24 protein-coding genes and 1 other RNA gene are annotated in these 25,691 nt (G+C 61.9%); 11 read left to right on the forward strand and 14 right to left on the reverse strand.

Annotation, left to right across the window (positions count from 1 at the left end):
- Window positions 1-133: 133 nt before the first annotated feature.
- The 6 genes from HXW87_RS01980 to HXW87_RS02005 form a co-directional block, all read right to left on the reverse strand.
- Window positions 134-1,750, reverse strand: coding sequence for an iron ABC transporter permease (locus HXW87_RS01980; RefSeq protein WP_239778375.1), 1,617 nt, complete (start codon window positions 1,748-1,750; stop codon window positions 134-136).
- A 202-nt stretch (window positions 1,751-1,952) separates the two neighbouring features.
- Window positions 1,953-2,957, reverse strand: coding sequence for an extracellular solute-binding protein (locus tag HXW87_RS01985; RefSeq protein ID WP_047297214.1), 1,005 nt, complete (start codon window positions 2,955-2,957; stop codon window positions 1,953-1,955).
- A 215-nt stretch (window positions 2,958-3,172) separates the two neighbouring features.
- Complete coding sequence (locus HXW87_RS01990) at window positions 3,173-4,390, reverse strand: 2-octaprenyl-3-methyl-6-methoxy-1,4-benzoquinol hydroxylase (protein WP_239779133.1); 1,218 nt, start codon at window positions 4,388-4,390, stop codon at window positions 3,173-3,175.
- 109 nt (window positions 4,391-4,499) lie between these two features.
- The gene (gene ubiH / locus HXW87_RS01995) at window positions 4,500-5,687 is read right to left on the reverse strand and encodes a 2-octaprenyl-6-methoxyphenyl hydroxylase (protein ID WP_239778376.1); all 1,188 of its coding nucleotides are present in this window, start codon (window positions 5,685-5,687) and stop codon (window positions 4,500-4,502) included.
- Entirely contained in the window at window positions 5,684-7,018 is a 1,335-nt protein-coding gene (gene pepP / locus HXW87_RS02000; RefSeq protein WP_041072078.1) for a Xaa-Pro aminopeptidase, read from the reverse strand. The genes ubiH and pepP overlap by 4 nt, the downstream gene beginning before the upstream one ends.
- A gap of 27 nt (window positions 7,019-7,045) precedes the next feature.
- A complete protein-coding gene (locus tag HXW87_RS02005; protein ID WP_121182553.1) occupies window positions 7,046-7,606 on the reverse strand; it encodes a YecA family protein in 561 nt (186 codons plus the stop codon).
- 130 nt (window positions 7,607-7,736) lie between these two features.
- Here HXW87_RS02005 and HXW87_RS02010 point away from each other — a divergent pair, with 130 nt between their 5' ends.
- The 4 genes from HXW87_RS02010 (at window position 7,737) to HXW87_RS02025 (ending at window position 9,155) form a co-directional block, all read left to right on the forward strand.
- Complete coding sequence (locus HXW87_RS02010; protein WP_025112001.1) at window positions 7,737-7,946, forward strand: TIGR02449 family protein; 210 nt, start codon at window positions 7,737-7,739, stop codon at window positions 7,944-7,946.
- A complete protein-coding gene (locus tag HXW87_RS02015) occupies window positions 7,943-8,260 on the forward strand; it encodes a cell division protein ZapA (RefSeq protein ID WP_008055229.1) in 318 nt (105 codons plus the stop codon). Before HXW87_RS02010 ends, HXW87_RS02015 begins: the two co-directional genes overlap by 4 nt.
- A gap of 30 nt (window positions 8,261-8,290) precedes the next feature.
- Window positions 8,291-8,469: non-coding RNA, 6S RNA (gene ssrS / locus HXW87_RS02020), on the forward strand.
- Window positions 8,470-8,549: 80 nt separating this feature from the next.
- Entirely contained in the window at window positions 8,550-9,155 is a 606-nt protein-coding gene (locus tag HXW87_RS02025) for a 5-formyltetrahydrofolate cyclo-ligase (protein ID WP_239778377.1), read from the forward strand.
- A 35-nt stretch (window positions 9,156-9,190) separates the two neighbouring features.
- Here HXW87_RS02025 and HXW87_RS02030 read toward each other — a convergent pair whose 3' ends face one another.
- Window positions 9,191-9,346, reverse strand: coding sequence for a hypothetical protein (locus HXW87_RS02030; RefSeq protein WP_086792358.1), 156 nt, complete (start codon window positions 9,344-9,346; stop codon window positions 9,191-9,193).
- Window positions 9,347-9,543: 197 nt separating this feature from the next.
- Here HXW87_RS02030 and HXW87_RS02035 point away from each other — a divergent pair, with 197 nt between their 5' ends.
- The 4 genes from HXW87_RS02035 to HXW87_RS02050 all read left to right on the forward strand — a co-directional run bounded on the left by HXW87_RS02035 (window position 9,544) and on the right by HXW87_RS02050 (window position 14,922).
- Window positions 9,544-9,993 (forward strand): EVE domain-containing protein, encoded by a 450-nt coding sequence (locus tag HXW87_RS02035; protein ID WP_047297220.1) that lies wholly within the window; start codon window positions 9,544-9,546, stop codon window positions 9,991-9,993.
- Window positions 9,994-10,115: 122 nt separating this feature from the next.
- The gene (locus tag HXW87_RS02040; RefSeq protein ID WP_131670664.1) at window positions 10,116-11,081 is read left to right on the forward strand and encodes an HlyD family efflux transporter periplasmic adaptor subunit; all 966 of its coding nucleotides are present in this window, start codon (window positions 10,116-10,118) and stop codon (window positions 11,079-11,081) included.
- Window positions 11,078-13,804: a ribosome-associated ATPase/putative transporter RbbA gene (rbbA, locus tag HXW87_RS02045; protein ID WP_239778378.1), complete on the forward strand. Its 2,727-nt coding sequence runs from the start codon at window positions 11,078-11,080 to the stop codon at window positions 13,802-13,804. The genes HXW87_RS02040 and rbbA overlap by 4 nt, the downstream gene beginning before the upstream one ends.
- Window positions 13,804-14,922, forward strand: coding sequence for an ABC transporter permease (locus HXW87_RS02050; protein WP_239778379.1), 1,119 nt, complete (start codon window positions 13,804-13,806; stop codon window positions 14,920-14,922). Before rbbA ends, HXW87_RS02050 begins: the two co-directional genes overlap by 1 nt.
- A gap of 16 nt (window positions 14,923-14,938) precedes the next feature.
- Here the strand turns inward: HXW87_RS02050 and HXW87_RS02055 are convergent, their stop codons facing one another.
- Window positions 14,939-15,346: a flagellar basal body-associated protein FliL gene (locus HXW87_RS02055; protein ID WP_027610485.1), complete on the reverse strand. Its 408-nt coding sequence runs from the start codon at window positions 15,344-15,346 to the stop codon at window positions 14,939-14,941.
- Window positions 15,347-15,496: 150 nt separating this feature from the next.
- Between HXW87_RS02055 and HXW87_RS02060 the strand changes: the two genes are divergently transcribed.
- Window positions 15,497-16,474: an NADPH:quinone oxidoreductase family protein gene (locus HXW87_RS02060; protein ID WP_047297223.1), complete on the forward strand. Its 978-nt coding sequence runs from the start codon at window positions 15,497-15,499 to the stop codon at window positions 16,472-16,474.
- 83 nt (window positions 16,475-16,557) lie between these two features.
- Here the strand turns inward: HXW87_RS02060 and HXW87_RS02065 are convergent, their stop codons facing one another.
- Both HXW87_RS02065 and HXW87_RS02070 read right to left on the reverse strand, forming a co-directional pair.
- Window positions 16,558-17,172 carry an energy transducer TonB gene (locus HXW87_RS02065; RefSeq protein WP_239778380.1) on the reverse strand — a complete coding sequence of 205 codons (615 nt, stop codon included), beginning with the start codon at window positions 17,170-17,172 and terminating at the stop codon, window positions 16,558-16,560.
- A gap of 177 nt (window positions 17,173-17,349) precedes the next feature.
- Window positions 17,350-17,979, reverse strand: coding sequence for a flagellar basal body-associated protein FliL (locus HXW87_RS02070; RefSeq protein WP_131670668.1), 630 nt, complete (start codon window positions 17,977-17,979; stop codon window positions 17,350-17,352).
- Between the two features lie 226 nt (window positions 17,980-18,205).
- Between HXW87_RS02070 and glpT the strand changes: the two genes are divergently transcribed.
- On the forward strand, window positions 18,206-19,555 hold the full coding sequence (gene glpT, locus HXW87_RS02075) for a glycerol-3-phosphate transporter (protein ID WP_003229323.1): 1,350 nt from the start codon (window positions 18,206-18,208) through the stop codon (window positions 19,553-19,555).
- Here the strand turns inward: glpT and HXW87_RS02080 are convergent.
- Window positions 19,531-20,199 (reverse strand): gamma-glutamylcyclotransferase, encoded by a 669-nt coding sequence (locus tag HXW87_RS02080; protein ID WP_041072057.1) that lies wholly within the window; start codon window positions 20,197-20,199, stop codon window positions 19,531-19,533. The two genes, glpT and HXW87_RS02080, sit on opposite strands and share 25 nt — an antisense overlap.
- Before the next feature lie 353 nt (window positions 20,200-20,552).
- Here HXW87_RS02080 and HXW87_RS02085 point away from each other — a divergent pair, with 353 nt between their 5' ends.
- Window positions 20,553-21,026 (forward strand): sn-glycerol-3-phosphate transporter, encoded by a 474-nt coding sequence (locus HXW87_RS02085; RefSeq protein ID WP_275588834.1) that lies wholly within the window; start codon window positions 20,553-20,555, stop codon window positions 21,024-21,026.
- 9 nt (window positions 21,027-21,035) lie between these two features.
- On the opposite strand, the gene HXW87_RS02090 is transcribed toward HXW87_RS02085, so the two are convergent.
- The 3 genes from HXW87_RS02090 to HXW87_RS02100 all read right to left on the reverse strand — a co-directional run bounded on the left by HXW87_RS02090 (window position 21,036) and on the right by HXW87_RS02100 (window position 25,540).
- Complete coding sequence (locus HXW87_RS02090) at window positions 21,036-22,004, reverse strand: CDP-6-deoxy-delta-3,4-glucoseen reductase (protein ID WP_121182565.1); 969 nt, start codon at window positions 22,002-22,004, stop codon at window positions 21,036-21,038.
- Window positions 22,004-23,470: a 4-hydroxy-3-polyprenylbenzoate decarboxylase gene (gene ubiD / locus HXW87_RS02095; protein ID WP_007968427.1), complete on the reverse strand. Its 1,467-nt coding sequence runs from the start codon at window positions 23,468-23,470 to the stop codon at window positions 22,004-22,006. Before ubiD ends, HXW87_RS02090 begins: the two co-directional genes overlap by 1 nt.
- 69 nt (window positions 23,471-23,539) lie before the next feature.
- Window positions 23,540-25,540 carry an acyltransferase family protein gene (locus tag HXW87_RS02100; RefSeq protein ID WP_131670669.1) on the reverse strand — a complete coding sequence of 667 codons (2,001 nt, stop codon included), beginning with the start codon at window positions 25,538-25,540 and terminating at the stop codon, window positions 23,540-23,542.
- Between the last annotated feature and the right edge of the window lie 151 nt (window positions 25,541-25,691).

The following is a 25,691-nucleotide window of genomic DNA, read 5'->3' on the forward strand; positions in this document are numbered from 1 at the left end:
GAAGGTGCGGACAGCCGCTGCACGGGGTGAAAGCCGCTAAATAGAAGGCTTTCAGCCGATTTCAGCGAACGGGTCTGTCAGACGAACCGCACCGAATGCCGCGCATTGTAGCCGCATGATTCAGGACTCACTACTAAGTGTTTCGGTGCGCCGAGCGGCGGATCAGGCCAATGACCGGTAACAGGCCGACCAACACCAAGGTCAGCGCCGGCAGCGACGCCCGTGCCCACTCGCCCTCGCTGGTCATTTCGAAGATCCGCACCGCCAGCGTGTCCCAGCCAAACGGGCGCATCAGCAGGGTCGCGGGCATTTCCTTGAGCACATCGACGAACACCAGCAACGCCGCGCTCAACGTGCCGGGCAGCAACAGCGGAAGATACACTTTGAAAAACAGTCGCGGCCCACTGACCCCCAGACTACGTGCTGCTTCGGGCAATGAAGGCCGTATACGCGCCAGACTGTTTTCCAGCGGCCCGTACGCCACGGCGATGAAACGCACCAGATAGGCCATCAGCAACGCCGCCAGACTGCCCAGCAGCAGCGGCTTGCCGGCGCCACCGAGCCAGCCCGACAGCGGAATCACCAGTTCGCGATCGAGATAACTGAACGCCAGCATGATCGACACCGCCAGCACCGAACCCGGCAACGCATAACCGAGATTGGCCAGACTGACTCCGGAACGGATCGCCCGGGTCGGCGCCAGTCGTCGGGCAAAAGCCAGCAGCAGCGCGACGCTGACGGTGATCAAGGCTGCCATGCCACCCAGGTACAAGGTGTGCAGGATCAGTCCGGCGTAGCGCTCATCGAGATCAAAGCGCCCGCGCTGCCAGAACCACACAATGAGTTGCAGGACTGGAATCACGAACGCACAGGCAAAGACCAGAGCGCACCACCCGGTCGCCGCGAACGCCTTGAGTCCCTGCAAGTGATACAGCGCCTTGACCCGCGGCCGTTCGTTGCTCGCCCGGTTGGCGCCACGCGCACGCCGCTCGCCGTAAAGCACCAGCATCACCACCAGTAGCAACAGGCTCGCCAGTTGCGCCGCGCTCGGCAAACTGAAGAAGCCGTACCAGGTCTTGTAGATGGCGGTGGTGAAGGTGTCGAAGTTGAACACCGACACCGCGCCGAAATCCGCCAGGGTTTCCATCAGCGCCAGCGCCACACCGGCACCGATCGCTGGCCGCGCCATCGGCAACGCCACCCGCCAGAACGCCTGCCAGGGCGATTGCCCGAGCACCCGCGCCGCCTCCATCAGGCCTTTGCCCTGCGCAAGAAACGCGGTGCGCGCCAGCAGGTAGACGTAGGGATAAAACACCAGCACCAGCACCACAATCACCCCGCCGGTGGAGCGCACCCGTGGCAGGCGCAGGCCGCTGCCGAACCATTCGCGCCACAGGGTTTGCACCGGGCCGGCAAAGTCCAGCAGGCCGACGAAGACAAACGCCAGCACATAGGCCGGAATGGCGAACGGCAGCATCAGTGCCCAGTCGAGCCAGCGGCGTCCGGGGAATTCGCAGAGGCTGGTGAGCCACGCGAGACTGACACCGAGCAGCGTGACACCGACGCCAACGCCAAACACCAGCGTCAGGGTGTTGCCCAGCAGGCGCGGCATCTGGGTTTGCCACAGGTGCGACCAGATCTGCTGATCGATGGTCTGCCACGACAATAGCAGGACACTCAGGGGCAACAGCACCAGCGCGGCAATGGCGAGGACGATGGGGTACCAGCGGCGTTGGGCGGGGTGGGCCAAGGTGGTTCTCTAATAAAAAATCACAGGTCGGCGCAAACGTAACGCCAGCCCCAATTGTGGCGAGGGGATTTATCCCCGATCGGATGCGCAGCATTCGTAAAAGCTACGCCCGCGGTGTATCAGTACGCTTTGATTAAGGGCATTGGGGGTGCTTCGCACCCCATCGGGGATAAATCCCCTCGCCACAGGATATAACCAGGTTTTAGTTCCAGCCCGCCCGATCCATCATGCGGATCGCTTCAGCCTGTCGCTTGCCCGCCACTTCCACCGGCAAGGTGTCAGCGACGAACTTGCCCCACGCTGCCACTTCTTCCGAAGGTGCCACCGCCGGGTTGGCCGGGAATTCCTGGTTCACGTCGGCGAAGATTTTCTGCGCTTCAGGTGTGGTCATCCATTCGACCAGCGCCTTGGCTGCCTCCGGGTGCGGTGCATGTTGGGTCAGGCCGATACCGGACAGGTTTACATGCACGCCACGATCGGCCTGATTCGGCCAGAACAGTTTTACCGGCAGGTCCGGTTTCTGCTTGTGCAGGCGACCGTAGTAGTAGGTGTTGACGATGCCGACGTCGCACTGCCCGGCGTTGATCGCTTCCAGCACCGCGACGTCGTCGGAGAACACATCGGTGGACAGGTTGTTGACCCAGCCTTTGAGGATCTTCTCGGTCTTCTCGGCGCCGTGCACTTCGATCATGGTCGCGGTCAGCGACTGGTTGTAGACCTTCTTCGCCGTGCGCAGGCACAGGCGTCCTTCCCAATTCTTGTCGGCTAGCGCTTCGTAGGTGGTCAGTTCGCCCGGCTTAACGCGCTCGGTGGAGTAAGCGATGGTCCGCGCGCGCAGGCTCAGGCCGGTCCAGGCATGGGTGGACGAACGGTATTGCGCGGGAATATTGGCGTCGATGGTCTTCGAGGTGAACGGCTGCAGGATGCCCATCTGTTCGGCTTGCCAGAGGTTGCCGGCATCGACGGTGAGCAGCAGGTCGGCGCTGGCGTTTGCACCTTCGGCCTTGATCCGCTGCATCAGCGGCGCTTCCTTGTCGGTGATGAACTTGATCTTCACCCCGGTTTTCGCGGTGTAGGCGTCGAACACCGGTTTGATCAGCTCATCGATACGCGAGGAGTAGACCACCACCTCGTCGGCGGCCTGGGCGGTAGTGCTGCCGATCAGGGTCAGGGCCAGTGCAGTCAGAAGACGCTTGGGTGCCAACATGGGAGTGATCTCTCGGTCGGAAAATGTGGGCCAAATGATAAGGACTCACATTTACCACCTCAATCGAACTCTTTTCCAAGGAGTTACCAGATGTTGCACAGGGCAACACACCCCCTGTAGGAGCTGCCGAGTGAAACGCGGCTGCGATCTTTTGAGCTTAAAACAAGATCAATAGATCGCAGCCTTCGGCAGCTCCTACAGAGAGCGTTATCGACTCAGGCTTTGGCGAGCGCGGGGAGGTCGCCTGTGAGGCCAAGTGCTTCACGAACAAAGAGAGCCTTGGCCTCGGGCATCTGCTCCACCAGCTTCAACCCGGCATTGCGCAACCAGCGCACTGGCAACGGGTCGGCCTGGAACAAGCGTTCGAAGCCCTCCATCGCCGCCATCAGCGCCAGGTTGTGCGGCATGCGCCGGCGCTCGTAGCGGCTCAGCACTTTCACATCCGCCAGCCGTTCGCCACGTTCGGCGGCTTGCAATAACACTTCAGCCAGCACCGCCGCATCGAGGAAGCCCAGGTTCACCCCCTGCCCGGCCAACGGGTGAATGGTGTGCGCCGCATCGCCGATCAACGCCAACCCTTCGGCGACGTAGCGCTTGGCATGCCGTTGACGCAACGGCACGCACAACCGTGGGTCAGCGCTGAGCACTTCGCCCAGGCAACCTTCGAACGCACGCTCCAGTTCTCGGCAGAACGCGGCTTCATCCAGCGCCATCAGGCGTTCGGCTTCACTCGGGGTGGTCGACCAGACGATCGAGCACCAGTCCTGCTGCCCGTCGCGCTCCAGCGGCAGGAACGCCAGCGGCCCGTGATCGGTGAAACGCTGCCACGCGGTCATCCGGTGCGGCCTGCTGCTGCGCACGCTGGTGACGATGGCGTGGTGCAGGTAATCCCACTCGCGGGTGGCGACGCCGGTCAGCCGGCGCACCGCCGAATGGGCGCCGTCCGCTGCAATCACCAGCGGCGCACGCAACTGGCGACCATCGGCCAGGGTCAGCAGCCAGTCATCTCCGGAGCGGCGCATCTGTTCCAGCCGTGCGTTGGCCAGCATGCCCAGATCGCAGTCGTGCAAACGATCGAGCAAGGCATCCTGCACCACGCGGTTTTCGACAATATGCCCCAGCACATCGGCGTGCACACTGCTCGCCGAGAAATGAATCTGCCCGGTGCCGCTGCCGTCCCACACATGCATGTCGGTGTACGGGCTGCTGCGGCGTTTGGCGATGCCGTCCCACACGCCAAGGCGTTCGAGAATCCGCTGGCTGGCCGCCGACAAGGCGCTCACTCGCGGCTCGAACGGCGCGGCGGCATCGAACGGTTTGACGCTCAGCGGGCTGCCGTCGAGCAGCAACACTTCCAGGCCACTGTCCTGCAGCGCCAACGCGAGGGCGCTGCCGACCATTCCGGCTCCGACAATCAGCAGATCTGCGCGCATTTCCATGCTTTAAGCCTGTCTCGCTGGCGGCATGCGCCGCCCGTAAAGGGTTTTAGCGAGCGCGCCAGTTAGCGGCGCGCTGCTGAAAGTGAAAGTGTCGACCCGCCGCTCAAGCATCCGGCCGCGTCCCCAGCCCCATGGCCTGACGGGCGAACCAGCGCTTGGCCGGTGGCAGCAGATCGAGACCGAGCAAGCCAATGTTGCGCCCCAGCGACACCAGCGGCTGGGTGCTGCCGAACAGGCGGGTGACCTGATCGGAGAAGCCTACTGTAAGGTCCTGATCCAGCCGCTGGCGCTCGCGATAGGCCTGCAACGTGGCGAAGTCGCCCAGCGGCTGGTCGCTGGCGAGCAGTGCGGCGGCCAAGGCATCGGCATCACGCAGGGACAGGTTGAAACCCTGCCCGGCAATCGGGTGCAGGCTGTGTGCAGCGTTGCCGAGTACGGCCAGATGCGAGCGCACCTGCTCTTCGGCCTCGACCAGCGACAACGGGTACAGATGCCGCGCGCCAACCTGTTTCAGGGTGCCGAGGCGGTAGCCGAATACGCCCTGCAGTTCGCTGAGGAAATCGCGCTCGCTCAAATCGGCCAAACGCTGCGCGTCCATGCCCAGGCGGGTCCAGACCAGCGCACAGCGGTTGTCCGGCAGCGGCAGCAAGGCCATCGGCCCTTCGTCGGTGAAGCGCTCGAAGGCCATGCCGTTGTGCGCCTCGCTCGGGGTGATGTTGGCGATCAGCGCGCTCTGGTTGTACGGACGCTTGCGTACGTTGATGCCCAACTGCTCGCGCAGACCGGAGCGGCCACCATCGGCCAGCACCGCCAGATCACATTCGAGCGTGGTTTCATCGTTGAGGGTCAGGCGATAACCGTCGGGCAGCGGCTCCATGCGCGTGACTTCCGCCGGGCAACGCCATCTGATCACGTCTTTATCCAGGTGCTGCCACAGGCACTGGCCGAGCCAGGCGTTTTCCACCACGTAACCCAAGGCCGGCACGCCCTCTTCCATCGCCGACAGACGGGCAGTGGAGAAGCGACCCCGATCGGAGACGTGAATCTGTTTGATCGGCTCGGCGCGGCGGGAAATCTCCTGCCACACACCCAGCCGCTGGTAGATCTGCCGCGAACCGAAGGACAGCGCCGATGAACGGGCGTCGTAGCTCGGCTGCCAGCTGTCGCCGGGGGCGAACGGTTCGATCAGGACGATTTTCCAGCCGCGCGCCTTGGCCCCGGCCTGCAAGGCCAGCGCCAGACTGGCGCCGACCAGGCCGCCGCCGATGATTGCCAGATTGACTCGACTCATGCCGCGTGGGTCCGTGCTTGCGCCATCAGCGCTTCAATCTCGGCGACGGTTTTCGGTACGCCGCTGGTCAATATTTCACAACCGGTTTTGGTCACTACCACGTCATCCTCGATGCGCACGCCAATGCCGCGCCATTTCTTTGCTACGTTCTGGTTGTCCGGGGCGATGTAGATGCCCGGCTCCACGGTCAGCGCCATGCCGACCTCCAGCACCCGCCATTCGCCGCCGACCTTGTATTCGCCGACGTCGTGTACATCCATGCCCAGCCAGTGCCCGGCACGGTGCATGTAAAACGCTTTGTAAGCTTCGGTCGCGATCAATTCGTCGACCTCGCCTTGCAGCAATCCAAGTTTTACCAGCCCCGTGGTAATCACCCGAACCGTGGCTTCGTGCGCCTGATTCCAATTTTTGTTCGGGGCGATTTCAGCGAATGCGGCTTCCTGCGAGGCCAGCACCAACTCGTAAATCGCTTTTTGCTCTGGCGAGAACTTGCCGTTGACCGGCCAGGTGCGAGTGATGTCGCTGGCGTAGCAGTCGATTTCGCAACCGGCGTCGATCAATACCAGATCGCCGTCCTTGAGCAGCGCGTCATTCTGCTGGTAATGCAGGATGCAGCTGTTGCGTCCGGCGGCGACAATCGAGCCGTAAGCCGGCATCTTCGCCCCGCCCTTGCGGAATTCGTAATCGAGTTCGGCTTCAAGGCTGTACTCGTACAAACCCGGCCGACTGGCCTGCATCGCCCGGATGTGGGCCTGAGCGGAGATCCGTGCGGCTTCGCGCATCACCTTCACTTCTGCCGCCGATTTATACAGGCGCATGTCGTGCAGCAGGTGATCCAGGGCAACGAATTCGTTCGGCGGCTGGGCGCCGAGGTGCGCCTTGGAGCGGATCACGTTGATCCAGTCCATCAGGTGGCGATCGAACTCCGGGTTGCTGCCCATCGCCGAATACACCCGGTCGCGGCCTTCGATCAGGCCCGGCAGGATGTCGTCGATGTCGGTAATCGGGAACGCGTCGTCGGCGCCGTAATCACGGATTGCACCTTCCTGCCCGGCGCGCAGACCGTCCCACAACTCACGTTCGGCGTTGCGTTCACGGCAGAACAGCACGTACTCGCCATGCTCGCGGCCGGGCATCAGGACGATGACCGCCTGCGGTTCGGGGAATCCACTGAGGTACTGAAAGTCGCTGTCCTGACGATAGACATGCTCGACGTCGCGGTTGCGGATCGCCACCGCGGCAGCGGGCAGGATCGCGATGCTGTTGGGTTCCATCTGCGCCATCAGGGCCTTGCGGCGACGGCTGTATTCCGCTTTAGGGATATGGGTCATGGGCAGATGGCTTTCCCTGGCACGCGATTAATGCAGCGACGGCTTGGCGGCTGGCGGCACGTCGGCTTTCCTGGTTTCCGAGAACAGCAGCAGCGGCGCGACGCGCAGGTATTCCATGACTTCCATGTAATCGTTTTCGCCGTCGTCGGACTCTTCCAGGGCATCTTGCACCTGGGAAATCGCCGCCAGATCCTGCAGCACTTCGGTAGCTTCGGTGCTGAGCATGCTGCTGTCGCGGCAGTTCAGGCCGAAACCGCTGAGGAAGCCCTGGCACCATTGGCCCAGTGCAGCAGCGCGGTCGGCCAGCGGCGCGTCATCGGTCGGCAGCAGCAGGACGACGGTCACGTCGCTGCCGGTCAACTCACCCTTGACCATTTCTTGCAGGCCGATCAGGGCGTTGCGGACGTTGTCCTGGATATCGCCTTCGAGCAGTTCGGCGGCGTCGATCAACCAGCCTTCGTTATCGAAGCCGGCGCCGGCGCAGCTGCGGCCGAGCAGCAGGCCATGCAGTTCGGCAGGCGAGACGTTGTGGCCGCTGGCAGTCAGCAGGGTGGCAAAGGCTTGGTACGGGGAATTCGCAATGGTCATGGGCAGCTAGGCGCCAGACGGCGCTATGTCTAGAATGAAGGCCTTGTATCCTACATCGACAGACTCGCCAAGACTATTAAAGGCTGTCCGCCAGCTATCCCATCAGACAGACTCCGACTCAGTGGACACAATGGAAGACACCGACCTGCAAGCGCTGATGGCCAGACTCGAACTGCTGATTAGTCGAGTGGAGCAACTTAAGAGTCAAAACGCACTCTTACTAGCTCAGGAAAAGACCTGGCGCGAGGAACGCGCTCACCTCATTGAAAAAAACGAAATCGCCCGGCGTAAGGTCGAATCGATGATTTCGCGCCTCAAGGCCCTGGAGCAAGACTCATGAGTTCAAGCAATAGCGTTACCGTGCAGATCCTCGACAAAGAATATTCGATCATCTGCCCCCAGGAAGAACGCAGCAATCTGGTCAGCGCCGCCCGCTACCTGGACGGCAAGATGCGCGAGATCCGCAGCAGCGGCAAAGTCATCGGCGCCGACCGTATCGCCGTGATGGCCGCGCTGAACATCACCCACGACCTCTTGCACAAAGAAGAGCGCCCGGACATCCAGGCCAGCGGCTCGACCCGTGAACAGGTGCGCGACTTGCTCGATCGTGTCGATCTGGTGCTGGCGACCGATCCGGACGTCACCAAGGGCTGATTCGTCGGGCCGCTTGAGGTATACTCGCGGCACTCCCTGGGGTGCTTGCCAGTTGACGATGTCCCTGAGCCGATTTGCACTACCCTGGAGGTTGCACGTTGGGCTGGTGTGCATGTCCGCCAGACGGAAAGCCTTAAAGTCTACTGCATCCTCCACCTTGAACTTTCGGGTTCAAGGGCTAAGTTGACAGCGGTTCATCCGGGGAGCCTGATTCGAATCCGATGCCGGTTTTTGCCGGCATCGGATTTTTTATGCGTGCGTTTCCGCCCTCACCTGCCGAAGCCGAACCATGATCGAACCCGCGCTGCTGCCCCGCCCGCAACTCCGCCGTCTGCTGCGCAAGGCGCGCCGCGCATTGACCCCGAGCGAACAACGCCAGGCCGCCAAAGGCCTGTTCCGCCAACTGGCGCAAGACCCACACTTTCGCCGGGCCAGACACATTTCCCTGTACCTGCCCACCGACGGTGAAATCGACCCGCGCCTGCTGCTGCGCGAAGCCCAGCGGCGCGGCAAGGCCACCTACCTGCCAGTGCTCAGTGCCTGGCCGCGAACCAAGATGGTGTTCCAGCGGATTCGCCCGGGCGACAAGCTCAAGCCCAATCGCTTTCGCATTCTCGAACCGCGAGCCAATCTGGCTCAGCAACGCAGGATCTGGACCCTGGATCTGGTGTTGCTGCCACTGGTTGGGTTTGACGATGTCGGCGGACGGCTGGGGATGGGCGGCGGATTCTACGACCGCAGTCTGGCCTACCTGGCCCGGCGCAAAACCTGGCGCAAGCCGACGTTGCTGGGGCTGGCCCATGAATGTCAGAAGGTCGAACGCCTGGCGCAGGCCAGCTGGGATGTACCGTTGCAGGGCACGGTCACCGATAAGGCGTGGTATTTCGCAGGGTAGACGCCGCGCAGGTCAGCGACGTCGGGAAGGCTGTTTCAGCGCTTGAACGCGGTCGACTGTTGGACCTGTTGTGCGACTTCAATCGGCGCATCGGTCTTGCTGGTCCACAGACTTTGCGCATAACCGGTGGTCACGACGCCCAGGCCGAACAAAATAACCAAAGTCCATAGCAAATCCGGTTTGCGTTTCATCGATTGCCCCCCTCAAGGCACATCATCACGATGACAGCAGCGGTTTCCGTTCGTAGGCCGTGCAGCAGCGTCAAGCTTTAAAGGCCGGCATTTTGCGACAACGTGAACCCGGGCGCAAATGCTGACGTCAACCGACTGTCGGTTTGTCATAAAATTGCCCGACAACCTGTCCAATCACCGCTTGAGGAGCAAAAGACATGGCCTATTGGCTGATGAAATCCGAGCCGGACGAACTCTCGATCAAAGGCCTGGAGACACTCGGAAAAGCGCGCTGGGACGGGGTTCGCAACTATCAGGCGCGCAATTTCCTGCGGGCGATGGCGGTCGGGGATGAGTTCTTTTTCTACCACTCCAGTTGCCCGGAACCGGGGATTGCCGGAATCGGCAGGATTATTCAGGCAGCCTACCCGGACCCCACCGCACTGGACCCCGAAAGCCATTACTTCGACCCGAAAGCCACGCCCGAGAAAAACGCCTGGAGTGCGATCGATGTTGCACACGTCGAGACCTTTGCCCGGGTGCTGAAACTGGATTATCTGAAGCAGCAGACCGCACTGGCCGAGATGCCGCTGGTGCAAAAAGGCAGCCGTCTTTCGGTCATGCCGGTGACCGCCGAACAGTGGGCCGTCGTGCTCGGATTGCGTTGAGAACTCTCCGGTCACGGTTTTTTACCCGAAAAAAGGGCTAGGCTTGGCGCTCATTTGACTGACATCAAGCGAGTGAAACGCTTGAACAGTCAGACTGGACGCCACAGCCGCAGGATGCCCCCATGTCGACGCACAGCCGTTCTTCACTTCTATATGCCGGTTCGCTCCTGGTGTTACTCGCCGCCGCTGGTGGCCTCGGTTACTGGATGTCGATCAGCAGCCGGCTGGTCGAGGGGCTGTCGATGGGCAACGGGCGCCTGGAAGCCACCGAGGTGCAGATCGCCAGCAAGACTCCCGGGCGCCTGGCCGAGGTGCTGGTGGATGAAGGCGACAAGGTCAGCAAAGGACAACTGCTGGCGCGCATGGACACCCGCACCCTCGAAGCCCAGCGCAATCAGGCCGAAGCCGAAGTCCTGCGCGCCCGGGAGAATCTCAACGCCGCTCAGGCCAATGTGCAGTTGCGTCAGAGTGAGCTGCTGCTGGCCCAGCAAGAGCTCGGCCGCTCGCAGTCACTGTTCAAGCACGGTTACGTCAGCGCGCAGATCATCGATCAATTGCAGTCGCGCATTGGCACAGGCAACGCTGCGGTGACCGCAGCCCGCGCCCAGGTATCGGCCGTCAGCGCAACAATCGGCGCAGCGCAGGCGCAGGTGGCGCAGCTGACCAGCGAAATCGACGACAGCCTTCTGCGCGCGCCGATTGATGGCGTGATCCAGCTGCGCATGGCCGAACCCGGCGAAGTGCTGGGTGCCGGCGGCCGGGTCTTGTTGCTGATCGATCCCAACGACCAGTACATGAACCTCTATCTGTCAGCTGCGGTGTCCGGGCGCCTGGCCGTGGGCGACGAGGCGCGCGTGTTGCTTGATGCCTTGCCCGATAAACCGCTGCCGGCAAAAATCAGTTTCGTCGCGGCCAAATCGCAATTCACCCCCAAAGAAGTCGAGACCCGCGACGAGCGACAAAAACTGGTGTTCCGCGTCAAGTTGCGCCTGACCCAGCCCAGCGCCGTGCCACAGGCCAAGCCCGGCATGCCCGGCGCCGGCTATGTGCGGATCGCACCCGTCGAATGGCCGGCCAATCTGCAATGAGCAGCCTTGCGGTTCAAGCGAACGGTATCGCCCACCGCTACGGCAAACAGCAAGCGCTGAAGGAGATCGCCTTCAGCCTGCCCGCCGGAACCCGCTGCGGGTTGATCGGCCCCGATGGCGCGGGCAAGTCCAGCCTGTTGGGGTTGATCGCCGGCGTGAAAACCCTGCAACAAGGGCAACTGCAAGTGCTCGGAGGCGCGATCCAGGATCGCCGGCATCGGGACACACTCTATGCACGCATCGCCTTCATGCCGCAGGGGCTGGGCGGCAACTTGTACCCCGAACTGTCGATCCGCGAGAACATCCAGTTCTTCTCGACGCTGTTCGGCCTGTCCAGGGTTGAAAGCGAGCAGCGCATGCACAGCCTGTTGCTCGCCACGGATCTGCTGAAATTCGCCGAGCGCCCCGCCGGCAAGTTGTCCGGCGGCATGAAGCAGAAACTCGGGCTGTGCTGCGCGCTGATCCATGAGCCCGACCTGTTGATCCTCGATGAGCCGACCACTGGCGTTGACCCGCTCTCGCGCCGGCGTTTCTGGGAGCTGGTCGACGACGTGCGCAGCCAGCGCCCGCAACTGACGCTGCTGGTCGCCACGGCGTATATGGAAGAAGCCGAGCAGTTCGAGCATTGCCTGATGCTCGACGCCGGCCAGTTGATCGCCACCGGCTTGAGCCGCGAGCTGGCGGCCGTCACCCCCAGCGGCAAACTCGATGACGCCTTTACCCATTTCCAGGGTGACAGCCAGCACGACGCTCAACCACTGGTGATTCCACCGCGCACCGGCAACAGCAACGACATCGCCATCCAAGCCCACGACCTGACGCTGCGCTTCGGCGATTTCACCGCTGTGGATCACGTCAGTTTTGCCATTGGCCGTGGCGAGATTTTCGGTTTTCTTGGCTCCAACGGCTGCGGCAAGACCACCACCATGAAAGTCCTGACCGGGCTGATGCCGGCCAGTGAAGGCAGTGCAACGCTGCTCGGCAACCCGGTGAACGCCAAGGATCTGGCCACGCGCAAGCGGGTCGGGTTCATGTCGCAGAGCTTTTCGCTGTATGGCGAACTCAGTGTGCGACAGAACCTCGAACTGCACGCGCGGCTGTTCGACCTGCCCACAACCGAGAGCGCACAGCGCATCGAGGCATTGATTCAGCGCTTCAATCTGCTCGCGGTCGCCGACCAGCCTTCCGGGGCGTTGCCATTGGGGCTGCGTCAGCGTCTGTCGCTGGCGGTGGCAGTGCTGCACCGCCCGGAAGTGCTGATCCTCGACGAGCCAACCTCCGGCGTCGATCCGGCAGCCCGCGATGACTTCTGGCGACTGTTGATCGAGTTGTCCCGTGAACAAGGCGTGACGATCTTCCTCTCCACGCATTTCATGAACGAAGCCCAGCGCTGCGACCGCATCTCGCTGATGCACGCCGGCAAGGTTCTCGCGTGCGATACCCCGGCGGCACTGCAACGCCAGTTCGCTGGAGAGACGCTGGAAGCGGCCTTCGTCACTTGCCTGGAACAGGCGCAGGGCGCTCAGGCATCGGCGCCTGTAACCGAGCCGCAGATGGCGCCGCCGAGCGCAGCGACAACCCCGGTGCCGCGTCACGGTTTCAGCCTCGGTCGCCTGCTGGCGGTGGCCCGTCGCGAAGGCAAGGAACTGCTGCGCGACAAGGTGCGCATGGCGTTCGCACTGGCGGGGGCGATTTTCATGATGGTGATTTTCGGCTACGGGATTTCCCTGGACGTGGAAAACCTCGCGTTCGCCGTGTACGACCAGGACCAGACGCCGCAGAGCCGGGCTTATCTTGAGGCGTTTCGCGGCTCCCGCTACTTCGACGAGCAGCCGGCCCTTCATGACCCACAGGAGCTGCACCGGCGCCTGCAACGCTCGGAAATCAAACTGGCGCTGGAAATCCCGCCCGGATTCGGCCGCGATCTGTATGCCGGGCGCCAACCCGCTGTGGCGGCGTGGCTGGATGGCGGCATGCCGTTTCGCGCCGAAACCAGCCGCAACTATGTTGAAGCCGTGCACCTGGCCAATCTGCAACAACTGGCCGAGCAAAGCAGCCCCGCGCTGGCCCACCCGACAGCGGCCAGTCTGGAAACCCGCTTTCGCTATAACCAGGACGTAGTCAGCGTCAACGCCATCGGCCCCGGGGTCATGGCGCTGATCCTCGCCTTCATTCCAGCGATGCTGACGGCGTTGGGCATCGTGCGCGAAAAGGAATTGGGCTCGATCACCAATTTCTACGCCACACCCCTGACCCGCTTGGAGTTTCTGCTGGGCAAGCAGGCGCCGTACCTGCTGGTCAGTCTGGTCAACCTCGCGCTGCTGGTGGCGATGAATCGCTGGCTGTTCGGCGTGCCGTTCAAGGGCAGCCTGCTGACGCTGGCATTCGGCGGCCTGCTGTACGTGCTGGCGACCACCAGCATGGGCCTGCTGATTTCGGCGTTCACCCGCACACAAATCGCCGCGATCCTCGGCACCATGATCATCACCAGCTTGCCGACCATCCAGTTCTCCGGGTTGATCGTGCCGCGCTCGTCACTGGAGGGTGCGGCTGCGGTGATGGGCATGCTGTTTCCCGCGGGGCACTTCCTCGACATCGCGGTGGGCACGTTCACCAAAGCGCTGGACGTGCGTCAGCTATGGCCGCAGTGCCTGGCGCTGTTCGGGTTCTTTGTCGGGTTCACCGGGCTGAGCCTGATCATGCTGAAAAAGCAGGAGGCCTGATGCACAAGTTCGCACATATCTTGCGCCTGAGACTCAAGGAACTGACCAGCCTGCGCCATGACAGCGTGTTGCTGCTGTTTCTGTTCTACGCCTTTACCGTGGCGATCTACATGCCCGCCGCGGGTTCGGTGATTGGCGTACACAACGCCAGCGTGGCCATCGTCGACGAAGACCACAGCGCCCTCTCGCGTCAGTTGGCCCAAGCCCTGCAGCCGCCAGAGTTCCAGACGCCGGTACTGTTGCCTTACCCTCAGCTGGACCAGGTGATGGACAGCGGTCAATACACCTTCGTCATCAACATCCCGGCGGGCTTTCAAACCGATCTGCTCGCCGCGCGGCAACCGGCGATTCAGGTCAATGTCGACGCCACGGCCATGAGCCAGGCATTCATGGGCGCTGGCTACATTGGCCGGATCTTTCAACGCGAGTTACTCGACTATGCAGATCAGGGTGAAGCAGCGACCAAGGCGCCGGTGCTACTGACTACTCGCGCCCTGTTCAACACCAATCTGGAGGGTGGCTGGTTTCTGGCGGTGATTCAGATCGTCAACAACATCACCATTCTGGCGATCATCCTCACCGGCACGGCGCTGCTGCGCGAACGCGAACACGGCACGCTCGACCACTTGCTGGTGCTGCCGCTGACGGCGCTGGAAATCATGCTGGCGAAAATCTGGAGCAACCTGCTGGTGGTGGTGCTGTGCACCTGGTTGTCGCTGGAAGTGGTGGTCAAAGGCCTGCTGGGCGTGCCATTGGCCGGCTCGATGAGCCTGTTTTTACTGGTGACGGCGGTTTATCTGTTTGCCAGCACCGCGCTGGGCATCTTTCTGGCGACGCTGGCGCGTTCGACGCCGCAGTTCGGCCTGCTGGCGATTCCAGTGATCATCCCGATGTTGCTGCTGTCGGGCGGCAGCACACCGCTGGACAGCATGCCGCAATGGTTGCAGTGGGTGATGCAGGGCTCGCCGTCCACGCACTTTGTCAGCCTCAGCGCCGCGATTCTGTTTCGCGACGCCGGGCTGAGCGTGGTCTGGCCGGACTTGCTGGCGCTGACGGCCATCGGCCTGCTGTTCTTCCTCATTGCGCTGGCACGCTTTCGCAAAAGCCTGGCGTCCTGAACAGCGGTCAGTGTGGTTACTGAATGATCAGGTTGTTGAACAACAGATCTTCAACCACCGGCTTGCCGGTCTCGTCATTCATCACTTGCTGGGTCTGCTTCAGGGCTTCCTGACGCAGCTTTTCCTTGCCTTCGATACTGCCCATCGCCTCGGTGGTCTGCTGAGTGAACAGCGCCACCAGTTGATTGCGAATCAGCGGTTCGTTGGCCTTGACCAGTTTGGTCGCCTCTTCACCGGTCACACGCAGCGCCACGTCGGCCTTGTAGACCTTCAGCTTCGGCGTGCCGTCCAGCCCGTAATTGCCCACGAACGGCGGGCTCAGAGTGATGTAATTGACTTTCGGCGCCTCGCCTTCTTTGGCTTCTTCGGCCAGCGCTGCCACAGGCAGAGACAGGGCCAGCAACAACATGATCCACGCTTTCACAATTCGCTCCTTATCCGGTTTGCGGCCTAGCATAACGACCCGCCGCGCAAGCACAAGCTTATGGCTGACTATCAGGGCCGGGCATGCTCGTTGACCCGTTGACTGACATACCTACACTTATCGGCCATCACTCCCAAAGGAATAGCCCTGATGAAAGCCGTGCTGTGCAAAGCCTTCGGCCCTGCCGAATCGCTGGTGCTGGAAGACGTCGCCAGTCCTGTCGCGAAGAAGAACGAAATCCTGCTGGAGGTGCACGCCGCCGGGGTCAACTTCCCGGACACGCTGATCATCGAGGGCAAGTACCAGTTCAAGCCGCCCTTCCCGTTTTCCCCTGGGGGCGAAGCGGCCGGCGTGGTCAGCGCCGTCGGTGAAAAGGTCAGCCATCTGAACGTCGGCGACCGGGTCATGGCCCTGACCGGCTGGGGCAGTTTCGCCGAACAGGTCGCGGTGCCGGGCTACAACGTGCTGCCGATCCCGCCGTCGATGGATTTCAACACCGCCGCCGCGTTCAGCATGACCTACGGCACCTCGATGCACGCCCTCAAGCAACGGGCCAACCTGCAACCGGGCGAGACCTTGCTGGTGCTCGGCGCTTCCGGTGGCGTCGGCCTGGCGGCAGTGGAGATCGGCAAAGCCATGGGCGCCCGGGTCATTGCCGCCGCCAGCAGCGCGGAAAAACTCGCCGTCGCCAAGGCGGCTGGCGCCGATGAACTGATCAACTACAGCGCAACCAGCCTCAAGGACGAAATCAAACGCCTCACCGACGGCCAGGGCGCCGACGTGATCTACGACCCGGTCGGCGGCGACCTGTTTGACCAGGCCATTCGCGCCATCGCATGGAACGGCCGCCTGCTGGTGGTCGGCTTCGCCAGCGGACGCATCCCCGAGCTGCCGGTCAACCTCGCGCTGCTCAAAGGTGCAGCCGTGCTCGGCGTGTTCTGGGGTTCTTTCGCCCAGCGCCAGCCACAGGACAACGCGGCGAACTTCCAGCAACTGTTCGGCTGGTTCGCCGAAGGCAAGTTGAAACCGCTGGTGTCGCAGGTGTACCCGCTGAGCAACGCGGCGCAGGCGATCAACGATCTGGGGCAGCGCAAGGCGGTGGGCAAGGTGGTGGTGCAGGTGCGCTGAGTTTTTCCCGGCCGGCGCCCCCTTGGAGCCGGCCCGATTTGCGCCAGGCAGCAACACAGCTTCACTCTCAGCGGCGCTGGTTATCAAAGCAAGTCACGAACCTCTCCCGGCAGAAAACTCATGTATCTCCGCATGGGGGCCTCCCGGCAGCCTCTGACGATCATCGGTACGCGCCGATTCATCCTGGCGATGATTGCCAGACGTTGATCATCGGCCAACTGACTCTTGTGGATCGCGTTCGAAAGGTAAGCGCGGGTGTAATGAAACACGTCCGCGTCGACCCAGGCGTACTCAGGCATATTCCTGAAACTGCCATTGATGACATGACACTTCACTGACTTCAGCCACTGATTGAGGTGGATCGGCTCGTCCCGGCCCAGTCGAAAGAGCATCGGTGCCACCACGGGCTGTTCTGCAGGCCGCCCGTCTTCAGCCGTCCAGGGCTTGAAGCGCCACTGTGTTATTGCATCTTTGACCGCCTCAGCCAGATCAGGGTGATCACTTTGCACAATGCTGATCGCGCTGACCGAACCATCCGCCTTGACGACAAAACTGACCCTGACCTCGCCTTCGACCCCGGCCCTGCGCAACAGCTTCGGGTAAATCGGCTTGGGATTGTTTTCCGGTATGAGTAATCCTTCCGCTGCCAGCGCAAGACTGAAGATCGTCAATAAAAGCCCAGCAAAGAACCACCGCATGATCTCGCCCCTTCCCGATTGAGATGCCTGTCCGGCAACAACAGAAAGGTTACGGAGCACTGCCTGTTAACTGAATGGCGCAGCTTCGCTATTGAATGCAGGACATTTCCTGATCCTGACAAGAAAACAGGCGAACGCCCTGCGCAACGGGCTTCAGGTACATTTTCTGACGGATGTTTAGCCGCCGCTGGTCGCTGCCGCGTCGCCCGGCAATAGATGCTCCTGAACCTTCAGGCTGCGGGACGGAAGCAGCCGTCCCTTGTCATCGAAGCGCAGGACGATCAGCCAGTCGAAGACGTCATCCGGCCATTTTTCCTGCCCCATCAGCGCTGTGGGATCGCCACCAAAGGCCTTGAGCAGTTTGTTGATGTGGCCGTGGTGCCAGGCGATCAGCACCGTTTGCGCCAGATTGCTCTTGCGCAACAGTTTGACCAATTGATGCAGATCGCCATTGACGTAGGGCTGCTCGATCGCGAGGTTCAGGCGTTGGGCCAGCGGGGTCAGGGTCAGGCGCGAGCGCGAACTCTCCGGGGTGTCGCCGGCAGCGATCAAACGCTGGGGGGTGAGCACCTGGCCGTCGAGTTGCAGCGCAGTGAAATAGTCGACGTAGGCGGCTGCACGCTGTTCGCCCCGGGCGTTGAGCACAGATCCGACATCCGGTTTTTCCGCATGACGGATGATCAGCACCGTAGCGTTGCGCAGGCCGGAATGGGAAGGATGATCAGTGACGATCAATGTCAGCAGCACAACGGCGAGCCCCGCCGCCACCAAGAACCTCGGCACCAACATGCGAACCTTCAGGGCCATTTCCTATCTCTGCTGATCAATTGGCTGAACGGGCCGCGAGTCTATGCCACACCGTGTTGATAAGTGGTGAAAACGTCCTGTTTTTACAGCTGAGCGACAGGTTCGTAAAAGAACATGCGACTTCCAACATTTTCCGCTGTTTTGCCGATGCGAACCGGTGCTATTTTCGGTAACGAAACTGTAACATTCGCATCCGCAGTCAAAACAAGAAATCTGGAGCTCTTGAATGTTTGCTTTCTTTCGTCCTGCCGCACATCAGGCTCCATTGCCTGAAGAAAAAATAGACAGCACTTACCGACGCCTGCGCTGGCAGATCTTCGCCGGTATTTTCTTTGGCTACGCGGGTTACTACCTGCTGCGCAAAAACTTCTCGCTGGCCATGCCGTACCTGATCGACGAGGGCTACAGCCGTGGCGATCTGGGTCTGGCGATGTCGGCCATTGCCATCGCCTACGGTCTGTCGAAGTTCCTGATGGGCCTGGTGTCCGACCGTTCCAATCCGCGCTACTTCCTGCCGTTCGGCTTGCTGGTGTCGGCTGGAGTGATGTTCATTTTCGGTTTCGCGCCGTGGGCGACGTCCAGCGTGACCATGATGTTCATCCTGCTGTTCATCAACGGCTGGGCCCAGGGCATGGGCTGGCCGCCGAGCGGGCGCACCATGGTGCACTGGTGGTCGCAGAAGGAACGGGGCGGCGTGGTCTCGGTGTGGAACGTGGCGCATAACGTCGGCGGCGGTCTGATCGGCCCGCTGTTCCTGATCGGCATGGGCCTGTTCAATGACTGGCACGCAGCGTTCTACGTCCCGGCAGCGGTAGCGCTGGGCGTGGCGGTGTTTGCCTTCATCACCATGCGCGACACCCCGCAATCGGTCGGCCTGCCGCCGATCGAGAAGTACAAGAACGACTACCCGGAAGGCTATGACGCCAGCCACGAAGACGAATTCAGCGCCAAGGAAATCTTCGTCAAATACGTGCTGCGCAACAAAATGCTCTGGTACATCGCCATGGCCAACGTCTTCGTCTACCTGCTGCGCTACGGCGTACTGGACTGGGCGCCGACCTACCTCAAAGAAGCCAAGCACTTCGACGTCGACAAGACTTCGTGGGCTTATTTCTTCTACGAGTGGGCGGGCATTCCGGGCACGCTGCTGTGCGGCTGGATGTCGGACAAGATCTTCCGTGGCAACCGTGGCCTCACCGGCATGGTGTTCATGGCACTCGTGACCGTCGCGACGCTGGTGTACTGGCTGAACCCGGCCGGCAACCCGACCGTGGACATGATCGCGCTGTTCTCGATCGGTTTTCTGATCTACGGCCCGGTGATGCTGATCGGTCTGCAGGCGCTGGAGCTGGCACCGAAGAAAGCCGCCGGCACGGCAGCAGGCTTCACCGGTCTGTTCGGCTATCTGGGCGGTTCGGTCGCAGCGAGTGCGGCGATGGGCTATACCGTTGACCACTTCGGCTGGGACGGTGGTTTTGTCCTGCTGGTGGGCGCTTGCCTGCTGTCGATGGCCTTCCTGGCCCCGACGCTATGGCACAAGCAAGTCGCCAGTCAGAGCCGCGAAGCCGTCGCCTGATCGGCTTTTGCCTGACAGCGCTTGAGCCGCGCCTCCAGATTTCGATCCGGCATGGCGTGGCTGCGCAGGGCGTGGGCGGTCTGCTCGACATAATCGCGAGTGGTGCCGTAGCGCCCGCAAGCGCTTTCGAACACCTGACTCAGCACATGATCCGGCAAGTTGCCGGCATAGCTGGGCAGGTGTCGCTCCAGAACAAACCCCAACGCCTGAACCTGACTGCCATCTTCGAGCCGGCAGTTCAGCCAGTGCGGGCGATAGGACGGGAACGGCATCTCGCGTTTCCACAGCGCGTACAGCGCAGCGTCGAGATTCTCTTCCGGCAGCCGATAGGCGAAGCCGCTGCACGAACCGCCACGATCCAGACCGAACACCAGCCCGGGCATTTCCGGCGTTCCACGATGCTCATGCGACCACAGGTACAAGCCGCGATGGTAACCGTGGACTCGCCCGCGCACCCGCTCCACCGCCGTGCACTCCGGGCGCCAGATCAGCGAGCCGTAAGCAAACAGCCACACCGGCCCACCCTTGTGGCGCGCCATGGTCGATTGCATCGAGACGAGAAGTTGTTCGTGGGTCAGCTGCGGCCCCAGATCGAGCCGCGGAGGGTAAGCCAGATTCACAAAAGCAGATTCAATGGCTGTCATGACGGAAGTGTTCGGCCCCGCAAGTATTACAAGATGTAAGCACAATTCGCTTGATAGAACATATAGCAGTAACTGTAAAACGAAAAGTGCTAAAGGATGTATGACCCGCCTGACAACGATAATGCGGGATCATCTGCCCGGTTATCCGGTTTTATATAGCCTAATACCCTTGCAGCAATATCTTAAATACCCGAATGAAATATGCATAAGCCTTCACTTGTTCAGGTTTCGTTCATGAAGGCGCGGGAAACTACCTACTAAAATGTCGGACTTTCTTTCTTCTCCGTCGCTGAACGCCTACGTATAACGGCCTTCCTCTGGCGCAAGCCATCCCGTTTAACCGAGGCTGCACAATGAACATCCGAAGACTTCTGACCGTATTGCTGATGACTCAGACCGGCCATGCATTGGCCGCGGACGATGCGCAGGACACGGGCTTCTGGTATGCCCAGACCAGCGTCTACACCCGACATTACTCGCCCGAGCCCGAGCACAATAATCATCAGGATTTGATCGGCATCGAACGCAATCAGGCTTCCGGCTGGGTCTTTGGCGGGGCAACTTTCCGTAACTCGTTCCGCCAGCGCTCGAACTACGCCTATGCCGGCAAGCGCTATGACAGCCGTGAGTATCCGGTGTATTTGAAAGTCACCGGTGGGCTGTTGCAGGGTTATCGCGGTGATTACAAGGACAAGATCCCGTTGAACCGCTATGGCGTTGCGCCAGTGATCATTCCGTCCGTCGGGACTCACTACGGCCCATTGGCCGCCGAGCTGGTGTTTCTCGGCGCCAATGCGGCGATGGTGACTAGCGGCGTACGTTTCTAGGGACGGGGCTCAAGATCGCGGCGCGTACGCAAATACGTCGGCGCGCATCTGGTGCGCATCCATCCCGGCTTCCACCAGCGCATCCAGCGTGCCGTAGACCATCGCCGGCGAACCGCTGGCGTAGACGTGCAGGGCCTTCAGATCGGCGAAGTCCTCGCACACGGCCTGGTGCAACATCCCGCAGCGCCCTTCCCAACCGCACTGGTCGCTGACCACTTTGTGCAGGAACAGATTGGGTAGCTTCAGCCATTCGTCCCAATGCTCGATGTCGTAGAAATCGTCCGGGCGACGCACGCCCCAGTACAGATGCACCGGGTGTTTGAAGCCGTTGGCGCGGCAGTGTTCGATCAGGCTGTGAATCTGGCCCATGCCGGTGCCGGCGGCGATCAGCACCAGCGGCCCGTCAGGCAATTCGGCAAGATGCGTGTCGCCGAACGGCAGTTCGACGCGCACCAGCGGGTTGCGCTGCAGTTGCTCGATCAGGCTCAGCGCACTGGCCTCACGGGCCAGCACGTGGATTTCCAGATCCCGTCCGCCGTGCGGTGCCGAGGCCATGGAGAACGCTGACTTCTCGCCGCTCTCGCGCTCGATCATCAGGTACTGCCCGGCGTGATAACGCGGTGGCTTGCCGGCCGGCGCACGCAGGCGCACGCGCCAGGTGTCGCCGCCGACGTCCCGGCATTCGATGACCTGACACGACAGGCTGCGCACCGGCAGTTCTCCCAGCGCGAGCACGCCATCCCACAGCAGGACGCAGTCTTCCAGCGGCTCGGCTATGCAAGTGTAGAACTCGCCGTGGTCCTGCACCTTGCCGGCCTGCTCGACCCGGCCTTCCACCAGCAGCGCCGCACACACGTGGCAATTGCCGTTGCGGCAGCTTTGCGGGCAGTCGTAGCCCAGGCGCCGCGCACCATCGAGAATCCGCTCGCCGGGCCGTATCTCAAGCACCGCTCCGGAGGGCTGCAGGGTTACACGCATCAATCTATTCCTAACTGATTCCAGATGGCATCGATCCGCTGGGTGACGGCGTCGTCCTTGACGATCACACGGCCCCACTCGCGAGTGGTTTCGCCCGGCCACTTGTGGGTGGCATCCAGGCCCATTTTCGAGCCCAGGCCCGAGACCGGCGAGGCGAAGTCGAGGTAGTCGATCGGCGTGTTGTCGATCATCACCGTGTCGCGCTTGGGGTCCATGCGCGTGGTGATGGCCCAGATCACGTCGTTCCAGTCGCGGGCATTGATATCGTCGTCAGTGACGATAACGAACTTGGTGTACATGAACTGTCGCAAAAACGACCAGACACCGAGCATCACGCGCTTGGCATGCCCCGGATACGACTTCTTCATCGTCACCACGGCCATGCGGTAGGAGCAGCCTTCCGGCGGCAGGTAGAAGTCGGTGATTTCCGGGAACTGCTTCTGCAGGATCGGCACGAATACTTCATTCAGCGCCACGCCGAGAATTGCCGGTTCATCCGGCGGACGGCCGGTGTAGGTGCTGTGGTAGATCGGTTTGATCCGGTGGGTGATGCGCTCGACCGTGAACACCGGGAAGCTGTCGACTTCGTTGTAGTAACCGGTGTGGTCGCCGTACGGGCCTTCATCGGCCATTTCGCCCGGATGGATCACGCCTTCGAGGATGATTTCGGCAGTGGCCGGCACTTGCAGGTCGTTGCCGCGGCACTTGACCAGCTCGGTGCGGTTACCGCGCAGCAGGCCGGCGAAAGCGTATTCGGAAAGGCTGTCCGGCACCGGCGTCACGGCGCCGAGGATGGTCGCCGGGTCGGCGCCCAGCGCGACCGACACCGGGAACGGCTGGCCCGGATGCTTTTCGCACCACTCGCGGAAGTCCAGCGCACCGCCACGGTGGCTGAGCCAGCGCATGATCACCTTGTTGCGGCCGATCACTTGCTGACGGTAAATACCGAGGTTCTGGCGCTCCTTGTTCGGGCCTTTAGTGACAGTCAGGCCCCAAGTGATCAGCGGACCGACGTCGCCGGGCCAGCAGGTCTGCACCGGCAGCATCGCCAGGTCGACGTCGTCACCTTCGATAACCACTTCCTGGCACACCGCGTCCTTGACGACTTTCGGTGCCATCGAAATGATCTTGCGGAAGATCGGCAGCTTCGACCACGCGTCCTTCAAGCCCTTCGGCGGCTCCGGCTCCTTGAGGAAGGCCAGCAGCTTGCCGATCTCGCGCAACTCGCTGACCGACTCGGCGCCCATGCCCATGGCTACCCGCTCAGGGGTGCCGAACAGGTTGCCGAGCACCGGAATGTCATAGCCGGTCGGCTTCTCGAACAGCAGCGCCGGGCCCTTGGCCCGCAGCGTGCGATCGCACACCTCGGTCATTTCCAGCACCGGCGAGACGGGAATCTGGATGCGTTTCAACTCTCCGCGCTGCTCAAGCTGCTGCACGAAATCCCGAAGATCCTTGAATTTCATTGACGATGGCACCCTCAAAATAGGCGTACATCCTACCTGCTATGCAGCCCTGTGGCAGCCTGTCGCTGCTTACTTGGCTGCATTGGTCTGCGCTTTCCCCCGGTTTTCCCGGGCTTGCAGGCTCATAAACAGCGGCTCGAGGATCGGCGCAACGAAGCGTGCGCCGACTTCGGACAAGTGATTGTCGTCGGTGTACAGCGAATAGCCGCCGAGTTCAGCGTGGCACAAGCCTTTGTCATCGCACAGCCGTGGCGCCGGATCGACCACGCGCACGGCCGGATCCTCCTGCGCAAGTTGCGCAAACAGCTGACTGATGAACACCTGGCGTTTGTGGTGCGCCTCGACGTCCAGCCCGACGTCATCGACCGGACGATCAAGCATCGCCAGACGTGTCAGCCGATAGGGCGGACTGAACGCCTGCAGCGGCGCCTCTTTCACCAGCCATACGCGATGCCCGCCGGCACGCAATTGCGCCACTCGGGCCCGCAGACCTTCGGCCAGGCGCCGCTCGGCGTCGGCACGATCATAGCGGCCATCGGTGGTTCTCAGCACATGGCCCAGATCACCTTTGGCATCGCCGTACAGGTACAGGCTCCAACGCGCAACCAGCACCACATCGCTGACCGATTGCGCCTTCAGCCCCTGCTCGACACGCTGGTTGAAACGCGCACAGACACCGTCATGTTCCAGCCCATCGACCGGAATGCAGCCGGGAGAACTGGCCAGGATCACGCTCACGCCGTAGGCCTTGGCGCCGTCATCGAACACCGGGATCAGCGCCGTGGCGTGACTGTCGCCCCAGACCATGGCGCGGCTCGGCAGGTCCGTCATGCCGTAATGGCAGAACAGCTTGTCGTCCGGGGTCTTGTCATCCGCCAGACACGCCATCAGCTCCGGCCGCCACTCGCGGCCCTTGGCGTATTGCAGGGCCTGCTCGGACAGGCGCCATGGCAGGCCATCGGTCCAGCGCAGCGATTGCCCGGCCAGACCGAGCACCAGGATGCCGCAGAAACCGGCCAACAGAATCTGCCGACGGCCGGCGAGCAAACGCCGTTCACGGAACGGCGTTTCGACGAACTTCCATGACAGATAACCCAGCACCAGGGTCAGCAGGATCAACCCGGCCGTGTCGAGCGCGCCCGGCTCATCGACGCTGGCGTAGCTGGAAAACACGAACACCGGCCAGTGCCACAAGTACCAGGAATAGGAAATCAGGCCGAGGCCGACCATCACCCGACTGCTCAACAATTGACCAACCAGCGTTTCGCGATGACCGTTGGCCAGAATCAGCAGCACCACGCCCAGCACCGGCAGCAGCGCGGTCGCTCCCGGGAACGGCGTCGACTTGTCGTAAACGAACACTGCCAGCAGGATCAACCCCATGCCCAGCAGGCTCAAGGCCTGTGCGGCCAGCGGTTTCAAACGCCAGGCGTGTTTCGGGGCAATCGCCAGCATCGCCCCGGCCAGCAACTCCCAGGCACGCATCGGCAGCAGGAAGAAAGCTTTCTCCGGATGATGATTGATCGCCCACACACTCAGCCCGAACGACACCAGCAGCACAGCGAACAGCGCCAGCCGCCAGTGTTTCAACCGGCTCGAGAGCAACGTCAGCAGCAGCGGGAAGAAGATGTAGAACTGCTCTTCCACCGCCAGTGACCAGGTATGGAGCAGCGGTTTCAAGTCAGAGGCGACGTCGAAGTAACCGTCCTGGCGCATGAACAGGATGTTCGAGACGAACGTCACCTGATAGCGCACCGAACGCCCCAGCTCTTCGTAGTCCTTGGGCGCCAGCAGGAACCAGCCCACCGCCAGCACCGCAATGATCATCGCGAACAGCGCCGGCAGAATCCGCCGCGCACGCCGAGCCCAGAACTCGACGAAACTGAAACGCCCGGCTTGACGCTGGTTCCAGATGATCGAGGTGATGAGGTAGCCGGAAATCACGAAGAACACGTCCACGCCGACAAAACCGCCGGTAAACCCCGGAACGCCAAAGTGAAACAGCACCACGGCGATCACCGCGACTGCGCGCAGGCCGTCGATATCCCTTCGATAAGCGAGTGTGCTCATAAAATCTTTAATGCCAATCAGGTGGTGGTTTTATACAGCGCGAGCCCGAGTCGAGAGGCTCGCGAGCGCTGCTGGTTGTAGTGCCCGATCACAGACCTTACCAGATCGGGAACCTCCCATAATCCGGGCAAAACTCAGGCAAAAAAATGGC

This window comes from Pseudomonas sp. Y5-11, assembly GCF_022368695.1.
Lineage (GTDB): Bacteria > Pseudomonadota > Gammaproteobacteria > Pseudomonadales > Pseudomonadaceae > Aquipseudomonas > Aquipseudomonas parakoreensis.

Coding starts and splice junctions, on each gene's coding strand:
- ubiH (WP_239778376.1), bottom strand. CDS start 5,687: ATGAGTCGAGTCAATCTGGCAATCATCGGCGGCGGCCTGGTCGGCGCC.
- HXW87_RS02050 (WP_239778379.1), top strand. CDS start 13,804: ATGCACAAGTTCGCACATATCTTGCGCCTGAGACTCAAGGAACTGACC.
- HXW87_RS02090 (WP_121182565.1), bottom strand. CDS start 22,004: ATGCGTGTAACCCTGCAGCCCTCCGGAGCGGTGCTTGAGATACGGCCC.
- HXW87_RS02025 (WP_239778377.1), top strand. CDS start 8,550: ATGATCGAACCCGCGCTGCTGCCCCGCCCGCAACTCCGCCGTCTGCTG.
- glpT (WP_003229323.1), top strand. CDS start 18,206: ATGTTTGCTTTCTTTCGTCCTGCCGCACATCAGGCTCCATTGCCTGAA.
- rbbA (WP_239778378.1), top strand. CDS start 11,078: ATGAGCAGCCTTGCGGTTCAAGCGAACGGTATCGCCCACCGCTACGGC.
- HXW87_RS02065 (WP_239778380.1), bottom strand. CDS start 17,172: ATGCGGTGGTTCTTTGCTGGGCTTTTATTGACGATCTTCAGTCTTGCG.
- HXW87_RS02070 (WP_131670668.1), bottom strand. CDS start 17,979: ATGGCCCTGAAGGTTCGCATGTTGGTGCCGAGGTTCTTGGTGGCGGCG.
- HXW87_RS02005 (WP_121182553.1), bottom strand. CDS start 7,606: ATGACCATTGCGAATTCCCCGTACCAAGCCTTTGCCACCCTGCTGACT.
- HXW87_RS01990 (WP_239779133.1), bottom strand. CDS start 4,390: ATGCGCGCAGATCTGCTGATTGTCGGAGCCGGAATGGTCGGCAGCGCC.
- HXW87_RS01985 (WP_047297214.1), bottom strand. CDS start 2,957: ATGTTGGCACCCAAGCGTCTTCTGACTGCACTGGCCCTGACCCTGATC.
- HXW87_RS02080 (WP_041072057.1), bottom strand. CDS start 20,199: ATGACAGCCATTGAATCTGCTTTTGTGAATCTGGCTTACCCTCCGCGG.
- pepP (WP_041072078.1), bottom strand. CDS start 7,018: ATGACCCATATCCCTAAAGCGGAATACAGCCGTCGCCGCAAGGCCCTG.
- HXW87_RS02015 (WP_008055229.1), top strand. CDS start 7,943: ATGAGTTCAAGCAATAGCGTTACCGTGCAGATCCTCGACAAAGAATAT.
- ubiD (WP_007968427.1), bottom strand. CDS start 23,470: ATGAAATTCAAGGATCTTCGGGATTTCGTGCAGCAGCTTGAGCAGCGC.
- HXW87_RS02100 (WP_131670669.1), bottom strand. CDS start 25,540: ATGAGCACACTCGCTTATCGAAGGGATATCGACGGCCTGCGCGCAGTC.
- HXW87_RS02030 (WP_086792358.1), bottom strand. CDS start 9,346: ATGAAACGCAAACCGGATTTGCTATGGACTTTGGTTATTTTGTTCGGC.
- HXW87_RS02060 (WP_047297223.1), top strand. CDS start 15,497: ATGAAAGCCGTGCTGTGCAAAGCCTTCGGCCCTGCCGAATCGCTGGTG.
- HXW87_RS02035 (WP_047297220.1), top strand. CDS start 9,544: ATGGCCTATTGGCTGATGAAATCCGAGCCGGACGAACTCTCGATCAAA.
- HXW87_RS02010 (WP_025112001.1), top strand. CDS start 7,737: ATGGAAGACACCGACCTGCAAGCGCTGATGGCCAGACTCGAACTGCTG.
- HXW87_RS02040 (WP_131670664.1), top strand. CDS start 10,116: ATGTCGACGCACAGCCGTTCTTCACTTCTATATGCCGGTTCGCTCCTG.
- HXW87_RS02085 (WP_275588834.1), top strand. CDS start 20,553: ATGAACATCCGAAGACTTCTGACCGTATTGCTGATGACTCAGACCGGC.